At 56.3% G+C, this 23,417-nt stretch carries 23 protein-coding genes and 1 pseudogene; 13 read left to right on the forward strand and 11 right to left on the reverse strand.

The features are described 5' to 3' along the window. Window positions 1–2 precede the first annotated feature (2 nt). The 4 genes from lolD (at window position 3) to O0879_RS01900 (ending at window position 3,357) form a co-directional block, all read left to right on the forward strand. The gene (gene lolD, locus O0879_RS01885; protein ID WP_289914376.1) at window positions 3–722 is read left to right on the forward strand and encodes a lipoprotein-releasing ABC transporter ATP-binding protein LolD; all 720 of its coding nucleotides are present in this window, start codon (window positions 3–5) and stop codon (window positions 720–722) included. A gap of 25 nt (window positions 723–747) precedes the next feature. Beyond that, window positions 748–1,545 carry a TatD family hydrolase gene (locus O0879_RS01890; RefSeq protein ID WP_289914377.1) on the forward strand — a complete coding sequence of 266 codons (798 nt, stop codon included), beginning with the start codon at window positions 748–750 and terminating at the stop codon, window positions 1,543–1,545. 4 nt (window positions 1,546–1,549) lie between these two features. Further along, a complete protein-coding gene (locus tag O0879_RS01895; protein ID WP_289897588.1) occupies window positions 1,550–2,788 on the forward strand; it encodes a PQQ-dependent sugar dehydrogenase in 1,239 nt (412 codons plus the stop codon). Between the two features lie 95 nt (window positions 2,789–2,883). Next, window positions 2,884–3,357 (forward strand): T6SS effector amidase Tae4 family protein, encoded by a 474-nt coding sequence (locus O0879_RS01900; protein WP_289914378.1) that lies wholly within the window; start codon window positions 2,884–2,886, stop codon window positions 3,355–3,357. A 10-nt stretch (window positions 3,358–3,367) separates the two neighbouring features. Here O0879_RS01900 and O0879_RS01905 read toward each other — a convergent pair whose 3' ends face one another. Both O0879_RS01905 and O0879_RS01910 read right to left on the reverse strand, forming a co-directional pair. Continuing rightward, entirely contained in the window at window positions 3,368–5,359 is a 1,992-nt protein-coding gene (locus tag O0879_RS01905) for a helicase-related protein (protein WP_289914379.1), read from the reverse strand. 357 nt (window positions 5,360–5,716) lie between these two features. Continuing rightward, window positions 5,717–6,001, reverse strand: coding sequence for a hypothetical protein (locus O0879_RS01910; RefSeq protein ID WP_289914380.1), 285 nt, complete (start codon window positions 5,999–6,001; stop codon window positions 5,717–5,719). Between the two features lie 24 nt (window positions 6,002–6,025). Here O0879_RS01910 and O0879_RS01915 point away from each other — a divergent pair, with 24 nt between their 5' ends. Further along, a complete protein-coding gene (locus tag O0879_RS01915; protein WP_289914381.1) occupies window positions 6,026–6,292 on the forward strand; it encodes a hypothetical protein in 267 nt (88 codons plus the stop codon). An 80-nt stretch (window positions 6,293–6,372) separates the two neighbouring features. Continuing rightward, a complete protein-coding gene (locus O0879_RS01920) occupies window positions 6,373–6,555 on the forward strand; it encodes a hypothetical protein (RefSeq protein ID WP_143451532.1) in 183 nt (60 codons plus the stop codon). A gap of 69 nt (window positions 6,556–6,624) precedes the next feature. Here the strand turns inward: O0879_RS01920 and O0879_RS01925 are convergent, their stop codons facing one another. Beyond that, window positions 6,625–7,458, reverse strand: a complete 834-nt coding sequence (locus tag O0879_RS01925) for a class I SAM-dependent methyltransferase (RefSeq protein ID WP_289914382.1) — start codon at window positions 7,456–7,458, stop codon at window positions 6,625–6,627. A gap of 194 nt (window positions 7,459–7,652) precedes the next feature. Between O0879_RS01925 and O0879_RS01930 the strand changes: the two genes are divergently transcribed. Beyond that, window positions 7,653–8,387 carry a ComEC/Rec2 family competence protein gene (locus O0879_RS01930; protein ID WP_289914383.1) on the forward strand — a complete coding sequence of 245 codons (735 nt, stop codon included), beginning with the start codon at window positions 7,653–7,655 and terminating at the stop codon, window positions 8,385–8,387. A gap of 540 nt (window positions 8,388–8,927) precedes the next feature. On the opposite strand, the gene O0879_RS01935 is transcribed toward O0879_RS01930, so the two are convergent. The 7 genes and pseudogenes from O0879_RS01935 to O0879_RS01960 all read right to left on the reverse strand — a co-directional run bounded on the left by O0879_RS01935 (window position 8,928) and on the right by O0879_RS01960 (window position 16,447). After that, window positions 8,928–9,959, reverse strand: coding sequence for a hypothetical protein (locus O0879_RS01935; protein WP_289914384.1), 1,032 nt, complete (start codon window positions 9,957–9,959; stop codon window positions 8,928–8,930). 165 nt (window positions 9,960–10,124) lie between these two features. Beyond that, entirely contained in the window at window positions 10,125–10,490 is a 366-nt protein-coding gene (locus tag O0879_RS01940; protein WP_289914385.1) for a hypothetical protein, read from the reverse strand. A 396-nt stretch (window positions 10,491–10,886) separates the two neighbouring features. Next, window positions 10,887–11,327 (reverse strand): annotated as a pseudogene (locus tag O0879_RS28555) (TniQ family protein); the annotation flags it as partial. A gap of 4 nt (window positions 11,328–11,331) precedes the next feature. Further along, window positions 11,332–12,975, reverse strand: coding sequence for a TniB family NTP-binding protein (locus tag O0879_RS01945; RefSeq protein ID WP_289914386.1), 1,644 nt, complete (start codon window positions 12,973–12,975; stop codon window positions 11,332–11,334). A gap of 1 nt (window position 12,976) precedes the next feature. Then, window positions 12,977–15,109 carry a hypothetical protein gene (locus tag O0879_RS01950; protein WP_289914387.1) on the reverse strand — a complete coding sequence of 711 codons (2,133 nt, stop codon included), beginning with the start codon at window positions 15,107–15,109 and terminating at the stop codon, window positions 12,977–12,979. Beyond that, the gene (locus tag O0879_RS01955; RefSeq protein ID WP_289914388.1) at window positions 15,109–15,960 is read right to left on the reverse strand and encodes a TnsA endonuclease N-terminal domain-containing protein; all 852 of its coding nucleotides are present in this window, start codon (window positions 15,958–15,960) and stop codon (window positions 15,109–15,111) included. Before O0879_RS01955 ends, O0879_RS01950 begins: the two co-directional genes overlap by 1 nt. Window positions 15,961–16,021: 61 nt before the next feature. Continuing rightward, window positions 16,022–16,447 (reverse strand): hypothetical protein, encoded by a 426-nt coding sequence (locus tag O0879_RS01960; RefSeq protein ID WP_289914390.1) that lies wholly within the window; start codon window positions 16,445–16,447, stop codon window positions 16,022–16,024. An 829-nt stretch (window positions 16,448–17,276) separates the two neighbouring features. Between O0879_RS01960 and O0879_RS01965 the strand changes: the two genes are divergently transcribed. The 3 genes from O0879_RS01965 (at window position 17,277) to O0879_RS01975 (ending at window position 19,717) form a co-directional block, all read left to right on the forward strand. Next, complete coding sequence (locus tag O0879_RS01965) at window positions 17,277–17,405, forward strand: hypothetical protein (protein WP_289914391.1); 129 nt, start codon at window positions 17,277–17,279, stop codon at window positions 17,403–17,405. A 661-nt stretch (window positions 17,406–18,066) separates the two neighbouring features. After that, window positions 18,067–19,074, forward strand: coding sequence for a toll/interleukin-1 receptor domain-containing protein (locus O0879_RS01970; protein ID WP_289914393.1), 1,008 nt, complete (start codon window positions 18,067–18,069; stop codon window positions 19,072–19,074). A gap of 160 nt (window positions 19,075–19,234) precedes the next feature. After that, window positions 19,235–19,717 carry a hypothetical protein gene (locus tag O0879_RS01975; RefSeq protein WP_289914394.1) on the forward strand — a complete coding sequence of 161 codons (483 nt, stop codon included), beginning with the start codon at window positions 19,235–19,237 and terminating at the stop codon, window positions 19,715–19,717. Between the two features lie 679 nt (window positions 19,718–20,396). Here O0879_RS01975 and O0879_RS01980 read toward each other — a convergent pair. Further along, window positions 20,397–20,624, reverse strand: a complete 228-nt coding sequence (locus tag O0879_RS01980) for a helix-turn-helix transcriptional regulator (RefSeq protein WP_289914395.1) — start codon at window positions 20,622–20,624, stop codon at window positions 20,397–20,399. Window positions 20,625–20,825: 201 nt separating this feature from the next. Between O0879_RS01980 and O0879_RS01985 the strand changes: the two genes are divergently transcribed. The 3 genes from O0879_RS01985 to O0879_RS01995 all read left to right on the forward strand — a co-directional run bounded on the left by O0879_RS01985 (window position 20,826) and on the right by O0879_RS01995 (window position 23,381). After that, entirely contained in the window at window positions 20,826–21,536 is a 711-nt protein-coding gene (locus O0879_RS01985; protein ID WP_289914397.1) for a hypothetical protein, read from the forward strand. A gap of 70 nt (window positions 21,537–21,606) precedes the next feature. Then, window positions 21,607–22,758, forward strand: a complete 1,152-nt coding sequence (locus tag O0879_RS01990) for a hypothetical protein (RefSeq protein WP_289914398.1) — start codon at window positions 21,607–21,609, stop codon at window positions 22,756–22,758. 95 nt (window positions 22,759–22,853) lie between these two features. Then, window positions 22,854–23,381, forward strand: a complete 528-nt coding sequence (locus O0879_RS01995; RefSeq protein ID WP_289914399.1) for an HAD domain-containing protein — start codon at window positions 22,854–22,856, stop codon at window positions 23,379–23,381. Window positions 23,382–23,417: the final 36 nt, after the last annotated feature.

Below are 23,417 nucleotides of genomic sequence, written 5' to 3' on the forward strand. Positions count from 1 at the left end.
CCATGACCGATCTGAACAAACCTGCCTCCAATGGCGCTTCCGCCGATTCCGCCGTCCTCAGCTGCCGCGGCCTGGGCAAGACTTTCACGCAGGGCAGCTACAAGGTGCAGGTCCTGGCCGGCATCGACATCGACGTCCACCGCGGAGAGCGGGTCGCCATCGTCGGCGCTTCCGGCTCCGGCAAATCGACCCTGCTGCACCTGCTGGGCGGGCTCGATACGCCCACCAGCGGCAAGGTGACCCTGCTGGGCAAGGATTTCGCCACCCTCAGCGAAAAGGCGCGCGGCGACTTGCGCAACGCCTCGCTGGGCTTCGTCTATCAGTTCCACCACCTGCTGCCCGAGTTTTCCGCGCTGGACAACGTCGTCATGCCGCTGATGATACGGCGCATGAAGCGCGCGCCCGCCACCGAGTTGGCGCAGCAGATCCTCACGCGCGTGAACCTGGCCAAGCGCGTTACGCACACGCCGGGCGAATTGTCGGGCGGCGAGCGCCAGCGCGTGGCCCTGGCCCGCGCCCTCGTCACGCAGCCGGCCTGCGTGCTGGCCGATGAACCGACGGGCAACCTCGATCACGCCACGGCCGAACAGATTTTCGACCTGATGCTGGAATTGTCGCGCACCCTGGGCACGGCCTTTGTCATCGTCACGCACGATATCGAGCTGGCCAAACGCTGCGACCGCGTGCTGCGCCTGACGGACGAAGGGCTGCAGCCTTATTGATACTGAGCAATACTAGGAATTCGCCATGTGGATCGACACGCACTGCCACCTCGACGCGCATGAATTCGGCAGCGAATCGCTGCAGGTGGCGGCGCGCGCGCAGCAGCAGGGCGTGGGCATGATCGTCATTCCCGCCGTCGAACGGGCCAATTTCAGCATCGTGCGCGATCTGGCGGCAACGGCGCCCAACGCCTGCTATGCCCTTGGTATACACCCGATCTACGTGCCGCACGCCACGGACGAAGATTTGATCGCGCTGCGCGAGGCCGTGCAAGCCGCCATGGCCGACCCGCGTTTTGTCGCCATCGGCGAAATCGGCCTCGATTTCTTCATTCCCATGCTGTGCGAACCGGCCATGCGCGCCAAACAGGAGCATTTTTTGCGCGAGCAGCTGAAGATTGCCCGCGACTTCGACCTGCCCGTGCTGACCCACGTGCGCCGCTCGCAGGATATCGTCCTCAAACATGCGCGCCAGATCCGCCCGAACGGCGGCATCGCCCATGCGTTCAACGGCAGCTTCCAGCAGGCGCAGGGCTATATCGACCTCGGTTTCAAGCTGGGGTTTGGCGGCGCCATGACGTTTACGCGCGCGCTGCAGATACGCCGCATGGCGGCCGACCTGCCTTTGGAAGCCATCGTCCTGGAGACGGACGCGCCCGACATTTCCCCCAGCTGGATCCACCCTGGCCGCAACAGCCCCGAAGAATTGCCGCGCATCGGCGCCGTGCTGGCCGAGCTGCGCGGCCTTGATATTGCGCAAGTGGCGCTTGCCACCAGCGCCAACGCGCGCGCCGTGATGCCCCGATTACCCCTGATGGAGTGAGACCATGAACAAGAAAATGCTTGCGGGCGCCCTGGCAGCCTGTATGTCCACCGTGTTGGCGCCCGCCCAGGCGGCGACCGGCGCCCAGTGCGACGGCATGCCGCGCCTCGACGTCACCACGCCGGCCGGTTTTTGCGTGGCCGTGCTGGCCGACGGCCTGAAATTCCCGCGCGGCGTGCTGCCGCTGACGAATGGCGACATCGTCGTCACGGACATGGCGGGATGGGCGCCGAAACAGGGTAAATTATGGCTGTTGCAGCCCAAGGCGGCCGGTGGCGGCTACGAGCGCAAGCTGCTGCTCGACAAGCTCGATCGCCCGAACGGCATCGTGCAGGGACCGGACGGCATGGTCTACGTGGGCGAGGTGGGGCGCATCTTCCGCTTCGACTTGCGCGATCCGGCCCGCGCCATCACCGACGTGATCGGCGGCACGGCCAAGACGCCGCGCCTGCCGGGCCTCGGTTTGCACCTGCTGACGAACATGCGTTTCAGCCCCAAGGGCGACCTGTATGTGAACGTGGGGTCGAGTACCGACCATTGCGAGAACGATGGCAAGGCGCCCGATCCGGCCAAGGCTTGCCCCTCGGCGGAAGGCCTTGACGCGCTGGGCGCCATCCGCGAATACACGATGGCGTGGCCGGCCGGCACGGTGACGAGCTGGCGCACGCATGCGCGCGGCTTGCGCAATTCGATGGCGCTGGCCTTCCATCCGGCCACGGGCGAGCTGTGGCAGGCGGAAAATTCGCGCGACGCCATCCAGGCCGCCATGCCGCAGCTGAAAAGCGACGAAAACCTGCCGCATGAAGAACTCAATTTGATCAAGGCCGACCGGCACTATGGCTGGCCGTACTGCTACGACGACAATGTGGCCAGTCCCGAGTATCCGAAGACGGCTTGCGACGCCCAGTATGCGGCGCCGCAGCGCCTGCTGCCCGGCCACGCCGCGCCGCTGGGCATGACCTTTTACACGGCCAGCCGCTACCCGGCGTTGTACAAGAATAGCCTGATCATCGGCTACCACGGCTACCGCAGCAATGGCCACCGCCTGGTGGCCCTGCTGCCCGACAAGGCTGGCGCGCCACTGGGCAAGTCCGTCGAGTTGATCGGCAACTGGGAGCGCAAGGGCAAGCAGGGCAGGGGCGCGCCCGTCGACGTGAAGCAGGGGCAGGATGGCGATATCTATATGGCCGATGACCATAATGGGCTGGTGTTGAAACTGCATTACGAGGCGGGCAAACCGTAATGCATATCGCTTGACCTCGCTCAGTGCGGGGCCTGCCGCATCCTTCTACAATCGGCCTGAGGTTCCCTATCGTCCAGGGGCAACGGGAGGCCGGCGTGAAACCCGCATTCATCAATCTGCGTGAAAATTACTCGAGCGTGGCGGCCGTCGACCAGGCGGCCTTGTTCGGCGAAATCGGCTGGGAAGACTTGATCGGCAAGGACAGCTTTGCCAATACCTGCGCCATCCGCGTCAGCCTGGCCCTGATCAAGGCCGGCGTCCAGGTCCGGGGCCGCATGGCCATCCGCAAGGGGCCGTTCAAGGGCGCGCTGATCGAGCCGGGGCAGGCCAAGCTGGCGCACATGCTGGCCAGCCCGTCGATGTTCGGCGCGCCCGAAAAATTCGCCAGGAATGCCGCCATCGCCGGCATCGGCCAGCGCCAGGGCCTCGTCGCCTTCTTCCGCATTCCCGGCTACCTGGGCGGCGCGGGCGGGCATATCGATATCCTGCTGCCGTCCATCGGCGTGAAGGTGTGCGGCACCGAATGCTACTGGGATTGTGGCGAGGTCTGGTTCTGGCCACTCCATTGACGCTTGCCTTTTACGCTTGTTTGAACTTCTTCGAGCGTCCGCGCGAAGCCGCATTGTGCGCGCGCAGGATGGAGTCGACGCGCTCGGACGCATCGCGCGACAGGTTTTGCGCCACGGCGATATCGGGGAAGAATTCGGGCAGGCGGTAGCTGAGCCACGCATACGCGGAATAGTAGCGGCACGTGTCTTCCACCTGCTGCAGATTCTGCGTGCCGCCGCCATACGCGTGCTGGCGCAAGGTAGACGTCTTGCCCTGCGACAGATTCTTCGCCCAGTGTTCCCACGCCGTTTGCAGGGACGGCACCTTGCTCGATATCGGCACCAGCGACAGGGTGAACTTGTCGGCCACGGACAGGGGCAGGGTGTCGAGCCAGACGGCGCGCTCCTTCTGGTCTTCCGTGATGCGGGGGAAGAAAAAGCCATCCGGCACGTCGATATTGTGGATGAAGCGGCGCAGCAGTTTCGACAGCGACAGCTCGCCCGTCACCGACGAAATGCGGTGCAGGTGTTCCAGCGACGGCGCCACGGCAAAGCCGCTGGTGTTCAGCGGATGCAGCTTTTCCTTCAGCAGGGCGCGCATCACTTCATGCGTTTCGTTGTCGTAGCCGGCCACCAGTCCCTCTTCATGCACGCCGTAGCGGCCTGCGCGTCCGGCGATCTGGCGCGCCAGCGCGGCCGAAATCTCTTCCTCCTCGCGGCCATTGTATTTGACGCAGGTGGTCATGACGATGCGCGCGATCGGCATGTTCAGGCCCATCGCCAGCGCGTCCGTGCCGACGACGATATCGGCCGTGCCGTCGCGGAAGCGCTGCGCCTGCGCGCGCCGCACTTCCGGCGACAGGTTGCCGTACACAGTCGCCACCGACAACCCCGTTTCCGTGATCATGTCGCGCCACATCAGCACTTCGCGGCGCGAAAAGGCGATGACGGCGTCGCCGCGGCGCAGGTTGCGCACCTTGCGCACGGCCGTCGGCTCCATCGACAGGGGCGCCATGCGTTTCAAAACATGCACTTCCAGCGGGCAGTCCAGGCGCTCGGCCAGCGCTTCGATGGCGCGCCGCGCTTCGGGCGCCCCTACCAGGTAGATGGTGTGGGCGGGCGCGCCGCAGACGGCCGCCGTCCATGCGGCGCCCCGGTCCGGGTCGGCCAGCATCTGGATTTCATCGATGACGGCCACTTCGACGACGGTTTTCGTGTCCAGCATTTCCACCGTGCTGGCCACGTGCGTGGCGCCGTCGACGACCCTGCGTTCCTCGCCCGTGATCAGGCTCACGGCCAGCGGCTTGCCGTGCGGTGCTGCTTCCTGCAGGCGTTCATAGTTTTCCAGAGCCAGCAGGCGCAAGGGGGCCAGATAGATGCCGCTCTTTGCCTTGACCAGCGCTTCCATGGCGCGGTGCGTCTTGCCGGAATTCGTGGGCCCTAGCAGGGCGACGAAGCGGCGCGGCAGGCGGCGCGCCATCTCGAACGAGGCGGGATATTCGGCCAGGTTGATGCTCTGGCGCGTACGCGCCGCGTGCTGTTCTTCCTGCTGGCGCTCGATGGCGTGATTGAAGCGCTGGCGGATGCGGTCGAACACCATGCCGGCCGGCTCCGACGTCTGCATGTCGGCCAGGGTGTGCAGGAAGACCATCGGGTCCGTGTCCACGTCCTCGCTCAAGCCCGCGATATCGGCGACGAAATCGATCACATGCTGGCGCAGCTCCTCGAAGACGGCCGCGCTGGCCCGTTCGCGCACCAGGGCCAGCTTGGTCTCGCGGTCCATCTTGCGCCACTTGGCCGGCCGCGCCAGCACGCCCTGGCTTGGTACCAGCGCATACGGCACCACCAGGTGGCCGGCCTTGACGACGCCGGAAAAGCGCACGAAGACGCGGCCTTCCATCTTGACGAGGCGGATATGCTCGGCCAGTTCCCCCAGTTCCGCGACCAGGGTGGCGTCGTTATTGTCTTCGCTGCTGTCGGAAATGTCGGTGGAAGTATCGGGAGGAAGTACGGAGGAAGTCATGTCGTGCCTGGGTGTTGAAGTAAGCGAGGCCGATTATACCGTGCGCAGGGTAAAGATTTTGTCCGGCGCGCGGTGCGGCCGCTGCAGCAGCGCTGATCTTGAAAGCGGTGATACCTGGGCTGGATAAGCTTCCGGCAAGCGTGGAAAACAGCGCTTCCACGGTATCGCGAATCAGGTTGCCTGGATGCGAAATGGGCAGGCGATATCTGACGGTTTGCGCTTGCCGGTTTTTGCCTATTGCGCTTATGTCCGGCTGAAAATTATAAAATATATTTTTATTAATAATGTTTAATTTTTTAATTTAATTGTGGAATCTAAATTATCTTAACATTGACAGTGACAGAGAGTCTGTTTCTATTAACGCATGGCGACGATATTTACATGGTGTGCAGATTGTTTTTTTTTGCGGGGCAGGCTTGCACATATTCGCTTGCGTGCATCGGCAATAAATAAACGCCGCGTTGTTCCAATTGCGCCAGCGGCAGCCGGCGCGCCGATGGCGGCCACCGAGACTGCAGATTTGAAATTCAACCTGGCGCACAGTGAGCGAACCGCGCCTGCAATGTTGATTGCATGAGCAATTGTGCAGTGGGGCGACATGAATTGAATTATCTTGACAATTAATAATGGTGAGCTGATCATGGCCTCAGATTTTTCGAGGAAATTTTGGCATGTTTTCAAAAACATCTGAAATCGACGGCGATATGCGGCATTATTCTCGCTGGCGGTCTTGCTATCGGCTGGGGCGTGCCGAATTTATATGAACGGCTGCAGCGTGCGTATGGCGAAAGGAATCACAGCGCGTATTTTGCCGGCACCGCCACCAAGGTTGTTGTGTATGGCACGCAGACCTGTCCTTATTGCGCGAAAGGGCGCGCCTATCTCCATGATTTCCACTTCGCGCTGACGCACAGCCAGCTAGCGATGAACTAGGACATACCTGTGTATGTGGCCCTGCGCCGGAGGATGGCGCGTGCAGGGATTCATCAGCCATCCGACTTGAGGAGAACATCATGAATAAAAAGCTCGCTGCGTTTCTTTTTGCGACCGGTCTCGGTTTAGCTGTGACTGCGACGCCAGCCTTTGCCAGCTGCTATAGCGCCTGCGCCGCCGAATGGCGGGCTTGCATTGCCAGCGGTACGTCTCAAGCCGAGTGCGGCGCCGAGCGGTCCGCCTGCCAGCAAGGCTGCAATTGACAGGAGAGCGCAGCCCGCCAGCGTAGCCTGTTGCCATCGACGCCAGCAAGCCATGGCGTCGATGGCAGTTCAGGCGGCACGCGCGCGCACCAGGCGCAGGCCCCAGCCGGTGGCGATCTTGCCATCGCCGTCTTGCAGCGGCGCCATGGCCTCCATGAGCGCGCTGCGCAGGCGCCGCCTGGCGCCGTCGTCCAGGCGGTCGATATCGTAGGTGTCCAGCAGGGCGGTCCACAATTCGCCCGGCGTGGGCGTCCATGGCACGTCGATATCGTCAAACGCGACGTCTGCGAAACCGGTATCGAGCAGTTCGCGCCAGCCCGCTTCCGATCCCGTGCGCCGGTCGCCGAAGCGCAGCGGCGGCAGCGCGTCGCTGGCGATCGGCTTGAACACGCGCATGAAAACGTCGTTGACTTCTCCCCGCAAGAATGTCCGGCCGACGATAGCCGCAAACTGGCCAGCGGGACGCAGCACGCGGCCCATTTCGCGCACGACTTGTTCGATGTCGTCCATCAGCATCAGCGCCATGTGCGACACGAGATAATCGACGCTGGCCGATGGCAGGTCCAGCGCCTGGGCGCGTCCCAGCAGCAGCCGCACGGAAGCGGGCAGGGCTGCGCGCGCGGCGGCCAGTTCCGCCTCGCTCATGTCGGCGCCGAGCAATTGTAGCCGGGGCTGCCGCCTGGCTGCCAGCAAACCCAGCAGATGGCCATCGCCGCAGGCCAGGTCGAGCACGCTCAATGGCGTGTCCGCGCTTGGTATCAGGCTGGTCAGCACGTCGTAGGACGAGGCCCAGCCGCCGGTGCGGGAACTGGCCGGCAGATGGGCAAATGCGGCGCTGGTGACGCCCACTTGCCTTTGATGAAAGTCCTGCAAGTAGGTTTCAGCCGCAGTCAGTGGTGTCATGCAAGGTTCGCAAAGTCATGGCGCCTTAACGCCGGATGGCCATCTTAGCATGCGGAAAGTGTCGCCTGCGGTGGCGCCGGATGGCGCGCATGCGCGTTCTTATCCATGCACCATTGCGCCAGATCAGGTGGCAAGGAGTCGAAAACGATCACAGTAACTGAGTCCCTTTCGCAGCGAGCGGATTTTGCTTTCTCATGCGCACCCTGATACTTGGCTTTGCCGCTGGCGCCTCCTGGTTGCAGACTCAGGCCAGCTTGCCGCCGCATGCGGCCATGTTGCTGTGGGTGATTGCTGCTGCGTCGCTGCTGATGGCACTGCTGCTGCGCCGTCACGCGCGCTGGCGCTGCGTTGTTGCGCTCGCCGCTGGCGTGGGACTGGGCTTTTATTGGGCGGCCTGGCTGGCCCTGGCCGCCATGGCGCCGCAGCTGGCGCTGGCCGATGAGGGGCAGGATATTGTTGTCACGGGCACCATCGCCAGCCTGCCGTACCGCTTCGAGCAGGGCGTGCGCTTCAATTTTGCCGTGGAGAAGGCGGTTGGCGCGAAGGTGCCGCCCTTGATCGCCCTGTCTTGGTACGCGGGTTTTCGCGATGAAGTGACGAACGAGGTGGGCGACGTGCAGCCGGGCGAGCGCTGGCGCCTCACCGTGCGGCTGCAGCGTCCGCATGGCAATGCGAATCCCATGGGCTTCGACTACGAGGCCTGGCTGCTGGAACAGGGCGTGCGCGCAACGGGCTATGTGCGGCCGCAGCCGCGCGCCGATACGCCGAACGTGCGCCTGGCTGCCTTCGTGCCCGGCTTCGGCAATGTGGTGGAAGCGAGCCGCGCGGCCTTGCGCGCACGCATACTGCGCAGCCTGGAAGATAGGCAGTATGCGGGCGTGATCGTGGCGCTGGTGGTGGGCGACCAGCGCGCCATCCCCCATGGGTAGTGACATTTAAGTCGGTAACTCGATTCTCCTATGAGCAAGGCATTTTCATGCTTCTCACTTTACATTTAAGTCGGTAAATGGCGATGTCTTGTCATAGCAGCGTTTTACATTTGAGTCGGTAACTGGACACTCCAACTTTAAAATCTATTTCACCGCTCGCCTTGTCCCCACGGAGGAGCTGCCCACACTTCTTACGAAATACGACCCGTATAGCTTATGGCTTAGAAGAAGGCCACTGCGGGCGCTATATCTTGTAGCATTCGGTTAAGGCTAAATTCGTGGGCATGTTCAACGGGGCGACGCACCGCGGCCTTACCTCACGTTTCAGCGTCAGGAACGGCTCGTCAAAGAGCACTTGATTCTGCGAGTAGCCGGCATGCTCGTATTTGTACGCGAAAGATATGGCGACGAGCGTTACTAGGCCATGCTCAACGATATTGCCGCGCGGAGGGCAAACGCGCTAGAGCTAGAGGGCGCGAACCCGAACGGCATGCTAGGACGGAGTATCGACGTATATCGGAATTTACGGTCTCCGCAGCTTCACACGCTGAGATTCGAGTCCTCATCAGCAACTTTCGTCGCAGTTGACCCTCTGCTTTCTTCGATGAAAAGCAGGATTTTTTCAAGGGCACCATCTTTCATTAAGGCTCGGTGAAGAGCTATGACCATGTCTATCGAGACGGCGCCGTTCGCCACATTTTTCCAAGCAGTTTCCTCGGCAAGTTTTTCCAGTATCAAGTCCAGACGAGCGCGCGATGCTGGACTGGCTAAAAGTGTTCTGCCTCCGCTGGGAAGCTTGAAGATGTGTTCCCATTCCGCATCGGTCAATTTTGTGCTGCCGTTACCATGCCGCACGACATCGCATCCATGGCCTCGAAACTTCTGCATAACGAACCTTGCTGTAGCGGGAACGCCAATGATAGGCGTCTCTTGGGGAGCAAGGCTCATCAACCGACATCTTGTTACGAAAAAGCTGGTGCCGAGTGACATACCCGTGACTTCAACGTAGGCGGTGGCCTTGGGTAGCGTAATGTCCAAGCGACCTTGCAAGCCAAATCGGTGAATACTCCCCGCCATTTGGTGCGCTGAAGGGTAGGCCAGCATCCATGAGAGTCGTTGGTCAACAGCCTGTCTAGCGCGTGTTTCTACCGGCTGTACTCGGTGAATGGCCAAGCACAATGCGGGAGGTGTGCTGTCAAAATCTAGGTAGCATATTCGCTCAAGCGCCTGAGGGCGAAACATTTCAGCGAGTAAGTGTCGGGATGGGCCGAAGAAGGCGCGCATCAAAGCTAAAGCTGGGACCAAGTAACCCCGACCCTTGATAGTCCACTTGTAGAGACTGTGTTTTCTCCAAAGCTCAAGCGGAATTGATAGAAGGCCGCCTATGTCGTCGGGGATTCCGTTAGTGGAATAGCCTTCGTCCAATCGAATGCGTATTGTGTGCTGCTCTGCATCCATTTGAGGCAGCCCGCAGTCGTGTAGCCGGGCCAGGTCCAACAGCTTGGATTCTCCATTGCCGTCTTCAATAGTAGCCGTGCCACCGAATAAATCTATGCCTGTTGCCCACTCCATGTTACCTCCATGCTTACTAAACTTATGCTAGCTTGAAATTTTTAAAATTCGTAGCTACTTCTTGGCGTGACTCTGCGCATCCACGGAACAACCTAATTGTTTTGTTTGTTCGTGCCTTCATAGAGTGCTTGCCGGCTCCAAATGTTGGCGTTGAAAAAAAAGAGGTTAATTTTTTTCCACATCTCTTGGTTTTAGCCCGAATTTTGTCGGAAAGCGCTCGCGCCAAATGGCTCTGCCGCCTAACTGCCGCACTGCCAGTTCGCTACGCTTGAACTCGCCCAGAAATTGCTCCGTAAGTGGAAAAAATTTACGATGGTGGCGGTAGCTTTGCCACGCACCGGCTTTCGTCATCATTTCCTCGACAGTACATCGTTCTCCCATCAAATTGAGGTTGAGCGCGATACCGCACAGCGTTTCGACAATTTGTTGGTCCAGGACGGAAAACTCCGGTAGCCGCGGGCCTGGCTTTTGGTACACGTCAAGCTTACAGATTTTCACCGTCGATGCGTGGTGAAGAAATGTGCGCATCATTATGTGCTTCGGCGCTGCGAATTGCTGGTCTACATTGTTACGTAACATCAACGCTGGCCATTGGCCCCTTGGCAATCCTCGTACGAAACAGCCGGCGTTTCGCAGGTATTGCTCGCCAAAAAATCTTGAGAGCTCGCTGGAGAATACGGCCGTCGCTAAGTCAGTCGTTGTTAGCCCATATCCTTTTTTCCATGCTTCCGCCCGGTAGTCGTGAGACGATTTAAGGATATGGCCACGTCCAGTTAAGGCAGCATGGGATAGCTTGGCGACGCATATTAGCGCGGCGTCGGCTAGCGGCGTGTGTTCATAAAATACGGGAGAGGGCAGTGCGACTCGGTCGCTCACTCGCACCTTCCCGCCTAGCGGTATGGTCGTTGCTACAACGCGGCACCGATGCACTGTACACATCAGAACCCCAGGTAGATGATGGACTCGATGCCAATAAGTTTCGCCATAATTTTTCAAATCCGATGAGACACAGAGTGGGCAAAAGCGGCGCTCCGAAACTCCATGGGTTACTACCTTTGTGATGGAGCCGATACTTGGGGGCATGTGAGCAGTTGACACAAATTTTTCGCGAAGCTTTTGCTGCTGTTCATCTGGCATGAACGCGACTGAGTACGGAAAAATTGTGTGTGCAGTTAAGTACACATTTGCGTCAAGTCCCATCGCAGTCGCGATACGAGCTACGTTCTGCCCTAACAGAAGGGAGATACTTTTCTTGCGGACTCCGAGCGTATTTTTGAGCAGTGTCTCAAGTGGCACACCCATGCGTACGCTCGCCCGTGCCCACACACTACCGGCGAGTTCATCTGGATAGGGCTTTGGTAGCTGCATGGGGTTAGATATCCACGAGTGAATGTAGAGGTAGGAGCATGCCCAATTCCTTCATTTGGATTACGACCGGCGTATTGGTTGAGCTGGCAAGCGCGGTGGCTCTTCTATAGTCCATTGGGCGATTTTCGAAGTCGACCGTTACCGTGTCTGGGTTAGTGACTACTGTCCGCGCTTTACGAAGTGTCTTCACTGGTGCCATACGTTTGATTGCAGTTTGAACACCTTGTGCCAATGTGGTATTGCTTTCACATTCGGAGATGTCGATTGCTGCCGACACAGCTTCTTCTTCGCCAAAGCCGGCAGCTACGAGTGCAGTTGCAAGTTGAGGTGTGAACTCCTTATCTTGCGATTTGATGGCGTAGGCCTTTGCCAGTACAACGTCTGCTTGGCGTGCATAGCTATTCAACATTTCACCGACGCTTGAGGGCGCGATATCTTCGAAATGCATCAAGGCGCCGAGGTCATTGGTGCGAAGGGCGTCAATCATCGGGTGTAGCAAGGGCATCTCCTTCTCATAGACACTCGCAAGGAGATGCGCAGTAATAGTCTCGCTGCCATCAAGAATGGCTCTAGCTTGAGCAGAAGCGAAGAGTTTAATGGCCAAGTCGATGATGCCTTGACTACAGTGATACATCGTTGCGGCTAACTGAGCATCGAGTTTGACTGGATTCTTAGTCCATTGAAAAGTCCAAAGTACTTTCAGGAACTGGCGCCATTCGCCGACCTCGCCCTCAGCGACAGTTTCGGGCAGCCTGTTCCATTCAGAGATGCCATGGCCGCTAGCTCGCCTGGATTTGCGGAAGTCTAGGCTGAAAACCTGCGCGGCTTTATTGGTGCCGATGAAAAGTAGGGGGACGCCAAGGTCGTTGCAGGCGGAGACCAGTTCGGTCATGACTGTCTGAGACGACTTCTTCGAATTGGTCAGATTTTGTATCTCGTCAGCTATCAAGAATCCGACGCAGTGCGCATTTAGCACTCGCGCTACGCTGCGCATCAATGTGTCGGCGCCAGCCCTGCCGCGTTGGGTGTAGGTGTCGTAGTAATTTGCGCCGGGAATAAGTTGGTCGAGTTGGTGCAGGATACCTGCAGCGAGACCTTTGATACTCGACCCGTCGCTCGGCATCTCGACGTGCAAACGAGTGACCTGATAGAGATGGAATTTCTCGTGATAGATAACTTTCGGAATCTTCGAGAAGAACCTCTTCACCACCGAGGTTTTACCCATTCCGGACACGCCCATCAGCAGTGATGACAGCTGTGGCGTGGCCCCTGCCGCTGTTGGCAGATAAGAGGCACTCCCATTGACTAAAGGGTAGTCAGCTCGGAATTTGCTCGCGTGGGCCGGCGTGAATGGAACGCGCCCAACATAGCCGTTGCGCAGCATTGAATCAAGCGACCGAGCGAGTTCAACATGGCGAGCGAAGGGCACCATGAAGTTGCTTAAAGTACCAAGCATTTGAATTCGCTCATGCGTGGTCCATTCGCGCTGGCCCACGTCAAAAGCAGGGCGTAGCATTAGCGTGTCTCTGAGCTCGTCATCCGAGAACGATGGGGGCAGGGCTTCGATGAGCGGGTTGCCCTGGAAGTGCGGAAGTCGCTGAGCTGTGTACTGGGCCGCAGCCAGGTTGATATCTTCGAGTTGGTACATGTTACCCTTTCATCATGCTTTCCTGAGCCCTACGGACCATTTCTTCAATAGTGGAGCGTGGCTTTGGAGCCGGAGTCGACATGTCAGCTTCTAGTGCCTTGCCGGAGTTAGTTAGGGCCTTGATTGGAAATGGAACTACATTAGCGCCCTGCGAATCTTCCGTCCGCATGGGGCGCGAGGGAGTGAGTCCATTACGCTCCGCGGCCAGCTCTTTTGCACGTACTCCTTTGATGGATGCTTTGCGCGACGTGCGAGATTTCTTGACGCCAGCGTCCGTTAGGCGCTTCTTGGCATTGCCTTGAATTTCTTTGACAGTTGAGTTGTAGTCAACCTGCACTTGGTCGCGTAGCTGCTGAATGTCGTGCTTCATTGACTTTTCGACAGCTTGTAGCGTGAGCACTTCCGCTAGTGAAAGACCTCTGAAGCGCTCGCTTGCGCTAGTGAGATTGCATTCGAAAACCTGTCCTCTATTATCTGGATGATGCATGTGGATAGTGTCGACTAGGCGTGAGTCGAAGGTCACTTTTACTGCTATAGCCCCCTTACTTCCGGCCTTGACGAATAAGCCGAGTGCGATGGCATCTCTGCACGCGTAGTAGCATCCCCTGAACGATAGTCCTGTTTGAGTAATGGTCCCATTGTCGGTCGGGAGCAACGACATGCGGACGAATTCCTCGGTATACCTGCATGCAATGCCTGACCGATTTGCTATATCGTGGTTCCATATATTGATTGGGGTGGGCATCATCCCAGTGGCCAACTCGCCGGGACCCCAGGCATAATTTTTCATGGGTGTACGGTTGTGCGCGATGATTAGGTTGAGGAAGATTGCGATGAACTCCTTCAGAGTCAGGCAAGCCTCTCGCTCCGCAACTCCGTTGTTGTTCCTTCGGTGTTTCGCATCCTCTGGGACAACAAAACCGTAAACTCCTCCTTGTAGCTTCTGCCGTAGAAATTTGAAACGCGACTCGACGATTGGCTTCCAGTCGGCGCGCAATGCCGGAGGATTAGCAACGGTGACTGCCATATTTTCTGCCAGGCGGTTGCTCGCATATGTGAAACCCTCGCCGTGGTCGAACAGCATTTGGCTTGGGAAAACTTCGTGCGCCGGCCAGTCGGTCGGGTCATACTTGACTCCAAAACGTTCGCAGAGCACCTGCTTGTCTTGCGCGATGGAGAACGCGGCCTGCATAGCGCAAACCCAACTGGCGTTTTCAAAACCTGCATAGAAGCCCACAATCAGGCGAGACCGTCTGTCCACGATGAAGTAGATTGTCGGTTTTCCCACGATAAGAGACGGGTCAGATTCCGATACCAGCAGGACGTCGCCGACAGTTGCGTCACATTCGTAGTAATGGGCTACTCCAACGCAGTCATCCATCACCGTGCCCAGCACGGCTCGGTGGTCGCGGTTAAAGTTCGCACTGCCTTTGCGATTTCGAAGCTGTGTCTCCAACGAATAATGCTTATGCAGGAAGTGCCTTAGCTGTCTGATGGTGGGGCGTTCGCCAAATGGAAACAAAGTCGAGCTATCTGTGCTTTCTGCATGATTGAAATGCTTCTCGACCATGTTGATGTACACAACTTCGATGGTTGACCTTCTGTCTTTAAAGTATGCTTCTATCGCTTCCTTAAAATACCCATGGTCTCGCTCTGTCAGTTGGTATACACCGTACGAAGCCTTTCGCCCACGTCCTTCCGTGAGTGAGCTTTTGACGCCGCATCTGTCAAATTTTGCGAGTAGTCCGCTAGGAACTTGTCCACCCACCCAGAAGCGTCGCAGATTCTTGTAAATTGCCTTACGTGAGTATCCTGTGGATGCCGAGCGAGCTGCAATCAGCTTGCTTCGAATCGACGCATTGAAGATGTCGGGAACCTGGCTCGGAAGTTCTCCAATTATGGCCATCGCTCTGGCCTGCGAAAAGAGCATTGCCTCGGTTGGCGGCCGCTCGACATGTGGCGCTTGAGTTGGCGAAGCAGGCTCGAGTTCCGCGAGCATTTTGGGGCTTACCGATTCGGGGAACCCTTTTTCGGTGTCCATGGCAATGGCCCAGGCTACTTGTGCGACAGCGTCTGAGTAAAGCAACCGATAACGTTGGTCTTCATGTACAAAAATGTCATTGCGAAAGAGCATCAGGCAACTCCTCGGATGGGGGTGATAAGGGTTGAAGAGGGCAGGGCGAACTGCGATATTTTTGAGTCCTGGATGGTACGTGCGCTAAAGTCCGGCTCGATGATTCTTTTGAACATGAGCTGACGGCCAGCAGTCATCGCGGTTCCGGCCTCCAGTCCAGCAGATGCGTCGAGCTCTACACAGAATTTGGAAAAAGTAGTGGAGGGTGCCGCTCTCGAAAATTCTCTTAGGAAGTGTTTCTCGGCCTCCTCCCAGTAGCCCTCGTAGGGCGTGATTTCGGCAGTGTCGACGTTGGCTCGTCGAATCCATTCCAACTTATTAATCAAGGCTCGCGGCATCATAGTGTCCAAAACGATGTGATGAGGGCTGCCCATTAACGCTAGGGTTTCGCGGTGAATCTCAAGTTTGGCAAGCGTCCTCGCCTCTTTTTCCAAATCCGACGCGGACTTGGTGTCAAAGCCGATGTATCGTCTTTCGCCATTAACGAGCTTAGTGACCATGAAATCCACGGTCATCACAACTGGCGCATGGGTGACAGGATAGGTCGGGTGGGTGATGCTCAGCATCCGGGCTACTTCTTGAGTGAGTTCCCGGTCCAGCGGGAATTGCTCCCGGATATCGAGTACGGATTTGTCGTGTTCCAGGCACAAGAAAAAGTGGTATTCGATATCTGAGAAGAACTGATGGACTCGACCTGTTTTCGGGCTGAGCCCAGTGCTACGGGAGCGTCCACTGCTACTGAAGCTCTGCCTATTGAGCCAGGGGATGTAGTTCTTCCCGTGACCTTCGCCACGCTTCGCATCCTTGAATTCCTGGATTTTTCCTTCTGTCCATTTAATACGTCCTGCCATCGAAGCCTATCTCCTCAATACCCGCTAAATTGTTCGCTTAAATTCAGAAATCGAAATAGGTCTAGTGCAGGACGGGATAAATGACCGTCAGACGCACGGGTCTGCTGTCAGGTGTCTGCTCGGCTTCGTTGAAAGTCCGAAGGAAGTTAGATGGGATTTCTTCTTGACTGGGCGAGCAATCATGCTGACTCAGTTCAACGGTCCGAGCACGGATTCGGACGGATTCCCCTCTTTGTGCGTCCGTAGTTGGCGCCGGCACAATAGGTTCCGCTTTAGAGGAATGCAGCTCGACGACAGGCTTGCGGCGCATCTCGGCGAGTCGAAATTCATTGAGCCGCAGCGCGGCGGCTGCTGCGTGCGAGAGAAAAGCTGGCGCGCGAAAGCGCAGCTCGCGGCCGTATTTGGATGGCGAAGCTATTGCCGGACAAGGTAGACGAACGACAACGTATGTCGGGTTTTGTGTTGGCGTTGATTGCAGACGTGACAAGACGAATCTCCTCTTTGAGGGTTGATTCGTCCGGTTTCGAAAGCTAGTTCCTCGGGTTCAGTTGCGAGAAACTCGGTAGGGACGGTGAACACACGAATGAGATTACTAGCTTTTTTGCCGTGCCAGGACTACTGGTTTGAACGGGAGGCTGCCGCCACTTCATGTGTCTCAGTATGCTATCAGAAAATTTTCCCTAGAGCAACATGAGCAGGTCGCTTGGTTTTCTTGGTGGTGGGGGAGCGTGAGGTTTTATTGCCTTATGCCAACTTCTCCTGTGACATGGCCGCACTTACGTCTCAAATGATAGCTTCGCTTATCTGGTCGCATCTTGCTCGTTGACAACGTTGTCTTACGTCTATATATTTCTACAATTGAAGTTATTACAGGGCACGTATGGGCTGGTTTATTGTTAGTATTTTGCTACCACTCATCGTTCCTATAGTCGCCATGTACCTGCTGCGTCGGCTTCCTCTACCTGTAGCCTCTGCGGCGCTAAGTTTGCTTAGTCCCATCAAGGACGGTCAATTGTGCTGGGGAGCAATAGGTTTTTGCGCCTCCGCTATGTACGAGATTGCGACCCAAGGTACTACAGTCACTTCGTACGAGGGGTACATCAATGGGGGGCTTATAGTGATTCTGTGCGCTTCAGGGCTAATCGCCGCAGGTGGTGCTGTGTTTCCAACACCGATGCCAGGCCCGTCGGGCGTTCCGTGGCTCAAACATTTCTCGACGCTTGTGACTTCGCTCATATTGACAGCGTTAGCTAGTGGTGCCTACACAGTGGTACACTATCTACTATTGAAGCCGTCTCACGGCTAGGAGTTACACCATGTCATCTTGGATTAAAGAATATTTTATCGATGCTGAGCACGCAAGAACAGCTTTGGCTGTCGTTAGCCTTGTGGTTGGAGCTGTTGGCTTTGTTATGGTCATTTTAGGCGCGCTTCTTGCCGGCTGAGCTACCGAAAACTCCATTAATGTACTTCGTCAGTATGTTCTTTCCAATCTGACGTGGGTAGGTTAAGTAGCGTGATACGCGTTATCTACGTGTGGCGAAAAACCGCACTTTGCTCGCTCAACGCCGATTTCCCGTCGCTGAGGCCTCTCGTTCATGAAGCACTCATTCTTTGGTCACCTCATGCTCGACGGCAGTATTCGTAATCAAGGATACCCAACTTCCCTGGTAATGAGACGTAATCCGCAGGAAGCGCGTAGTTTCGTCGCCCTGCACACAAGGCATTTCTTCGTAAGACCTTCCTGGCGCTGCTTACCCCGAACACTACCTGCCGCTCTGGTCGGAGCATACGAGTCCGCTCCCATGTGGGAACTATTTTTGACTATCTCGGAAGGGTGCTGAAAATTGTTCTAGAGCTGGGGCAACTCGAATCTGCTCATCTGAGCGAAGCCGTCGCGACGCTGCTGGATTACGTACGAATGCAGCTCTTTCAGTTGACTCTTCGTATAATTCATCCACGCCAGATTAGTGCCTCAATAACGCAATCTTCATTGAGTGCCTCGATGCCTTGTGCTACGGCACGGCCATGCTGCTCGTATTGTCGCAACAGCGATTTGCAGCCAATGTCTGCTCCCTTGAACCATGCTGCACATAGGAAATAAAAATGCCCAAACTCTTTTTCTCCTATTGCCACGTCGATGAAGCATTGCGTGACAGACTCGAAGTGCATTTGTCGCTTATGAAAAACCAGGGGCTAATCGAGACTTGGCACGACCGAGGTATTACTGCTGGGTCAAATCTCACCGCAGCCATCGATGAGAATTTGGAGAGCGCGGACGTCATTCTCCTCTTAGTTAGCGCCGACTTTTTGGCTTCGTGGTACTGCTATTCAGTCGAGATGAAGCGAGCACTCGAGCGGCATGACATGGGCATGGCGCGCGTTATCCCTGTCATCTTGGAGCCGTGCGATTGGTATTCGGCGCCATTTGGCAAGTTGTTAGCCGTGCCGAAAGACGGGAAGGCCGTGACCACTTGGGCGAATCAAGCGGAGGCTTGGACTGATGTGGTGCGACAAGTCCGGAAGGCAGTTGAGGAAGTAGCGCGAGCCAATGCCGCAGCGAGGGCGTCACCTGCCGCTAGCCAGGAGCCAGCTTTAGGTTGGGGGGAGGGGCTGTCGGATTTAGCGTCTAGTGCTGGGCCTGGCCTTGCGTCGTCAGAGAGTCCGCGCTCGAGTAACCTCAGGCTCAAAAAAGAATTCTCGGATTTCGACCGAGATAAGTTCTTGCACGATTCGTTCGAGTACATGGGCAAGTTCTTCAACGCGTCGTTGGAAGAAGTCGCTAGCCGAAATCCCGGTATTCAAGTGCGTTTTCAACCGCATGGCAATGAGTGGTTTGCTGCCGTAATTTACAGGGAAGGGAAAGCCGTTTCTGAGTGTTCGGTTCGCGTAGGGGGCCTTGGTGGCCGCTCGCAGGGTTTGACGTTCTCTTATAGTATCAATGGCGCAGTGCATTCGTTCAACGAGATGTTGACTGTGGACGCTGATAGTCAATCGATGTATTTCAAGGCCCTAGGAATGCAGCACAATCGCTCAGTACAAGATGCGCAGCTATCCGAGCAGGGCGCTTCAGAGTACTTCTGGGGAATGTTCATTGACCGTCTGCAGCGCTAGGTCTTGGGGGGCTGATTAATTCTGAAACGCAATGTCTACCCCTTTAAAAAAATCAATAGGTTGCGACGGCGAAGTTGTCGAAAACCCGAATTAATCAGCGCTTCCCTAGTGCGTTCAGGACAGTTATTCTAGTGAAGAATCTTCCCTCAACAGATTTCTTATGAACAAACAAAATTCGAAACGTATCATTTATTATCTGGGTGGCCTGCCGGCAGGCGTATTTGGAGAGTCGTATGTCGTTTTGACTGCCATCGAAATCAGTACGGGGTTGTACCGGTGCGAGCAGTTTATTCTGACTCAGCGTCCTACTGAGTCACTTCAAATCGACCACTTTGAGATTGATTGCAATCGTATGCCGCCTGAGCTGGGAGAATTCGACATCGATTTCGCCTTAGATGAAGGCAAACAGCACGCTGAGCTCCTCGTAAGCGAACTGTTAGAGCATAGGGCAAACAACCTCGGTCGGGCGGAGCTTGCCTTGTCATCGTTTCAACTCTCCGACCGGCACAGCACGTTCGTCGGATGCCGAATGCGTGGGGTGTTTGTAAAGCAGCTATCGGAAATGAGGGCGGCGACGAAGTGCACTGCTTTCTCATCATACCTGGGCCTCGTGGAACAAGTTGCCGTAGTACGCGGGCAATGAATATTGCCCTGCCTAAGTGTGCCTAGTATGGACTTGATTTTTTGTCTGTCTTCAGGTGGTTAGGTAATTTGCGCGGTCCATGCTGCTGGCTGAGTAGATGAACTGGATTGAAGTGTCAGTCCATTTGGTTCCACTGACGTGGGCAAAACATGGCTGGCCTGCATGCTGATGCGCCAGGCTTCCGAGTTGGCCGTCGGCCCCGCCGACGGCCTTACATTAGTGAGGCCATATGTTAGCCCCGCGCTATCACGCCTGAGGTGTGCAGTTTGGCTTGGAACGGTGTCGAGTTCCGGTTTGCGTGGAATACGCAGTAGCTCCGCTTACGGCATATGGATGAGGGCTAACACCGTCGGGTATGGCACTTTCCAATCGAGGTGTAACTGCAGTGCGGGCTTCTCCTACCCACCATTAACGTAAACGAATGCAATTTTAAGGGTTTTCACAAGCGGGAGCTTTTGGCTTGCAAAGGACATATCGGATTTGGCCGAGAGCCGCTTCCCACCGTTTTTGGATTTCCATCGCAACCCCTGAATGCTCCAGCAATGTTCGTTAATCCTACCGCGATGAGGACTCGGTCTCTCCTATTTTTAGAGTCCCCGAGAAAATCTGCGCCACGAACATTACGACACGACTTGAGAGGCAGTCACTCCAGGTTCTAAAACCTAAAATCAACTACCGGCTAAGGCTGTAACAGCACATGTACATCAACGCTCAGCGCGTTAGCGAGCTTGCGTAAGCTATCAATTGAAACGTTTTTTAGCTCGCGCTCTACCTGACTGACGAACGTACGATGAACGCCCGCCAGAGCAGCAAGGTCCTCTTGCGAGATAGCCCTGAGCGCTCGAATGGCTCGGAGATTTTTGGCAACTATGGCACGCAATTCTGCTTCGGAAGTTGGTTTAAACATATAGCAGACAGAGTCGCCTAGAGAAGCTTTTGTGTCTACAGCCCATGAATCCACAGCTTTTGAGTCTACACTCTTTACATCTACAGCCTTTGGGGCTATTATTCTTGCGAATTTGCCAGCTTGCCTACATGCAACATCAATGCACTTAAATATCAACAGCTAGTAATAGTCTTGTATAGCAACAGAATACAAAAACAGTTGTTGCCTACTACATTCTTTTTAAGCCTAAACGCTATGCCGTCCCCTCAGTTCCTCTCGTCATATGGATTGTTTAAAACAGCACTCAGTGCTTTCTTGGAAACTCCAGAGGAGGTTAGGTCGTCTCCCAGTGAACGCGATGTTATAAGCGCATTCAAGTGTGCGACTCAAGGACTGCCAAAGCAGGACGAAAAGAAATTTCTTGAGTACGCGCAGGAAGTCCTACGGTTGCCGGGGAAACTCCAAGACGCAACAACACGGAGACGCACAGCACAATGGGGCCTTGACCTTGCAATCGCCAAGGATGGAGCGAATCTCATCGATGACGGCAGCATCATTTTCATAGATGAGTTTTTGCGCCGGACAGGGCTGAGCATTGATATGTTTGCGCAAAAACTGAAAGACCGAAAAATTTTCAAAATGCCGAGTCGCGTTGAGCTCGTTTGGGGAAAGACCTACGTTCCCGCTTTTTTTGCTGATGCAAAATTCGACCTTGACGCTCTTGAGGTTGTCTCCAAGGCGCTACGAACATGCAATGGAATTGAGAAGTATCGATTCTTCACCACTACTGTGGCGAAGCTCGGTAACCAGACTCCCCTTGATGTCATCGCCGCTGGAGAAACTGAACGTGTTCTGCAAGAAGTCAAAATATTTCGACGAGGACTTCAAGGCTTAGTGGGACAGCAGTCCCCCCTATTCGACACAGGCCCTTAGCTGTGAACCCAGATACAAAAGTTGCACACCTGCCCGCGAGGGTCTTGCCTCGTCCATCATTAGGGAAAAAATGAAAACTCTACAGAAAATTTCAGTAACGGCCGCCATGCTTATCATTAGTGGATGCGGCGGAGGAAGTTCCAATAGCAATGCGGGCTCGTCCACGCCACCGGTTACGGTGACGCCGCCAGTAACGGCGACGCCTACGACGATAACCAATATTTTGACCGGCACCGCTGCGCCGGGAGTCGCTACCCAGACTATTCGTGGGACGGCATATGTAGGCGCCGCCGTGACCGCGTATAGCGTGCAGGCTGATGGCAGCGCTGGTGCGGCGTTAGGAGCCCCGGCCACTGCGGACGTCAACGGCCAGTTCGTCATCACAGCAACTGCCGCACCGTTGGGTCCGGTGCGCCTCGTGGCGGTTGGTGGAACAGTAGCCCGCGCTGCAGACAACACTATTCAACCTGGCGGCTCACTTGAGCTGATAGCGCCGTTCGTAACAACCGAGTACAACGACTTCAAAATTAGCCCATTAACCGATATCGCGGCTAATGCGATGGCGTCGAGCGCACGGAACGGCGCGACGTTGGCCAACGCATTCGTCGAGGGCATGCAGCGCCTGCTCGAACTAGACGTTGCAAACGTCGTTTTCCTGCAAGACAAGTCGGTCTATCTGAATGTATTGAAAGGCGCCGTCAGGAGCGACACGACATATTACGGCGCCCAATCATTGCAAGGCCAAGAACTGCTGAATGGGTTGGAGTACCTCGGCGTTATGCTTGACCTGCCCGCCCAGGCGGTGGTGAAGGCTGTCGGCGCCGCAGCCCAGGGCAGTTACGCGTTGGCCAATGTAGATGGCTCGGGGATGCCAGTCAATGTCGGGACATGGGCGAACGGCACGTTTAACCCCAGCGCGACAATGCCCCTGAAGGCACTACTGGATGCGAAAACGCCTGAGGCACAAAAAATAGCCGGGACTCTTGCCGGCACTAAAGTCGCCCCTCGTCTTAACGAGTACGTGAGTCGCTACTTAGTTATGGACTTCGTCATGAATACTGCGTGCCGTAGCAATGCGTCGCTGTATTTCACTAGCCGCTATCCCTTCTACCAGGTTGATGCTCAGGGCAAGATGTTCGCGGCCGATTGCAGCGCCGCAGCGCAGCGCATTGCTGAACTCAAGGCGCAGGTCGCAACGAACAATAGTACTGGAATGAAGTAACAGGTTCAGACGCGCGCGGCTGCAATCCAAGCTCAGCGATATTTGGAAGCGGCTTTGTAGCCGACGCGCAATTAGAACCAAATCAAAGGAAGACCGTGAAGCCATTGGTATTTCTCGATTTTGACGATGTCATTGCTATCCACCCTGACTACACGTCAGGAGTGGTCGTGGCAGCGCTCAGGTCCGGCAATCCGCATCTGGCAATAGAGCTCTGGGCAAATGTATTTCAACAAGAACTGAGGGCTAACCTAGCGCGGCTGCACCACGAGTTCGAACCCAGTTACGTAATCAGTTCATCATGGTCGACCTATATGTCACGCGACGAAATTCAGGACGTTCTCGTTCGAGGGGGGCTAGGTTTCGTTGCCACTTCTTTACATTCACGCTGGCGGAGCGCAACTGAGGTGGGTTCATTTCGTGTTACAGATATCGTGGCTTGGTTGAGGGCAAACGGCGCCCCGAGACCGTTCGCGTACGTCATCCTCGACGATTTATCGAGCGGCCGCACTCTGGTCGACTCGGTCCTCGAGCCGCACACCGTGTTCTGCGATGAATGGGTTGGGTTTGCAAGAATCCAATTGGAGCGCGCCAGAGCAATTCTCCTAGCACAACGGACGTCGTAACCGATAAAGGTCTAGGCTAGCTTTTGACTGCAAATC

Source organism: Janthinobacterium sp. SUN120 (genome assembly GCF_030397735.1).
Classification (GTDB): Bacteria; Pseudomonadota; Gammaproteobacteria; order Burkholderiales; family Burkholderiaceae_D; genus Janthinobacterium; species Janthinobacterium kumbetense.

Bases quoted from the DNA above. Each gene is read 5' to 3' on its own strand.
- O0879_RS01890 (WP_289914377.1), top strand. From the start codon at position 748: ATGTGGATCGACACGCACTGCCACCTCGACGCGCATGAATTCGGCAGC.
- O0879_RS01955 (WP_289914388.1), bottom strand. From the start codon at position 15,960: ATGGCAGGACGTATTAAATGGACAGAAGGAAAAATCCAGGAATTCAAG.
- O0879_RS01990 (WP_289914398.1), top strand. From the start codon at position 21,607: ATGAAAACTCTACAGAAAATTTCAGTAACGGCCGCCATGCTTATCATT.
- lolD (WP_289914376.1), top strand. From the start codon at position 3: ATGACCGATCTGAACAAACCTGCCTCCAATGGCGCTTCCGCCGATTCC.
- O0879_RS01975 (WP_289914394.1), top strand. From the start codon at position 19,235: ATGAACAAACAAAATTCGAAACGTATCATTTATTATCTGGGTGGCCTG.
- O0879_RS01910 (WP_289914380.1), bottom strand. From the start codon at position 6,001: ATGATCAGCTCACCATTATTAATTGTCAAGATAATTCAATTCATGTCG.
- O0879_RS01965 (WP_289914391.1), top strand. From the start codon at position 17,277: ATGTCATCTTGGATTAAAGAATATTTTATCGATGCTGAGCACGCAAGA.
- O0879_RS01945 (WP_289914386.1), bottom strand. From the start codon at position 12,975: ATGTACCAACTCGAAGATATCAACCTGGCTGCGGCCCAGTACACAGCT.
- O0879_RS01925 (WP_289914382.1), bottom strand. From the start codon at position 7,458: ATGACACCACTGACTGCGGCTGAAACCTACTTGCAGGACTTTCATCAA.
- O0879_RS01935 (WP_289914384.1), bottom strand. From the start codon at position 9,959: ATGGAGTGGGCAACAGGCATAGATTTATTCGGTGGCACGGCTACTATT.
- O0879_RS01905 (WP_289914379.1), bottom strand. From the start codon at position 5,359: ATGACTTCCTCCGTACTTCCTCCCGATACTTCCACCGACATTTCCGAC.
- O0879_RS01895 (WP_289897588.1), top strand. From the start codon at position 1,550: ATGAACAAGAAAATGCTTGCGGGCGCCCTGGCAGCCTGTATGTCCACC.
- O0879_RS01950 (WP_289914387.1), bottom strand. From the start codon at position 15,109: ATGCTCTTTCGCAATGACATTTTTGTACATGAAGACCAACGTTATCGG.
- O0879_RS01930 (WP_289914383.1), top strand. From the start codon at position 7,653: ATGCGCACCCTGATACTTGGCTTTGCCGCTGGCGCCTCCTGGTTGCAG.
- O0879_RS01920 (WP_143451532.1), top strand. From the start codon at position 6,373: ATGAATAAAAAGCTCGCTGCGTTTCTTTTTGCGACCGGTCTCGGTTTA.
- O0879_RS01970 (WP_289914393.1), top strand. From the start codon at position 18,067: ATGCCCAAACTCTTTTTCTCCTATTGCCACGTCGATGAAGCATTGCGT.
- O0879_RS01980 (WP_289914395.1), bottom strand. From the start codon at position 20,624: ATGTTTAAACCAACTTCCGAAGCAGAATTGCGTGCCATAGTTGCCAAA.
- O0879_RS01940 (WP_289914385.1), bottom strand. From the start codon at position 10,490: ATGATGCGCACATTTCTTCACCACGCATCGACGGTGAAAATCTGTAAG.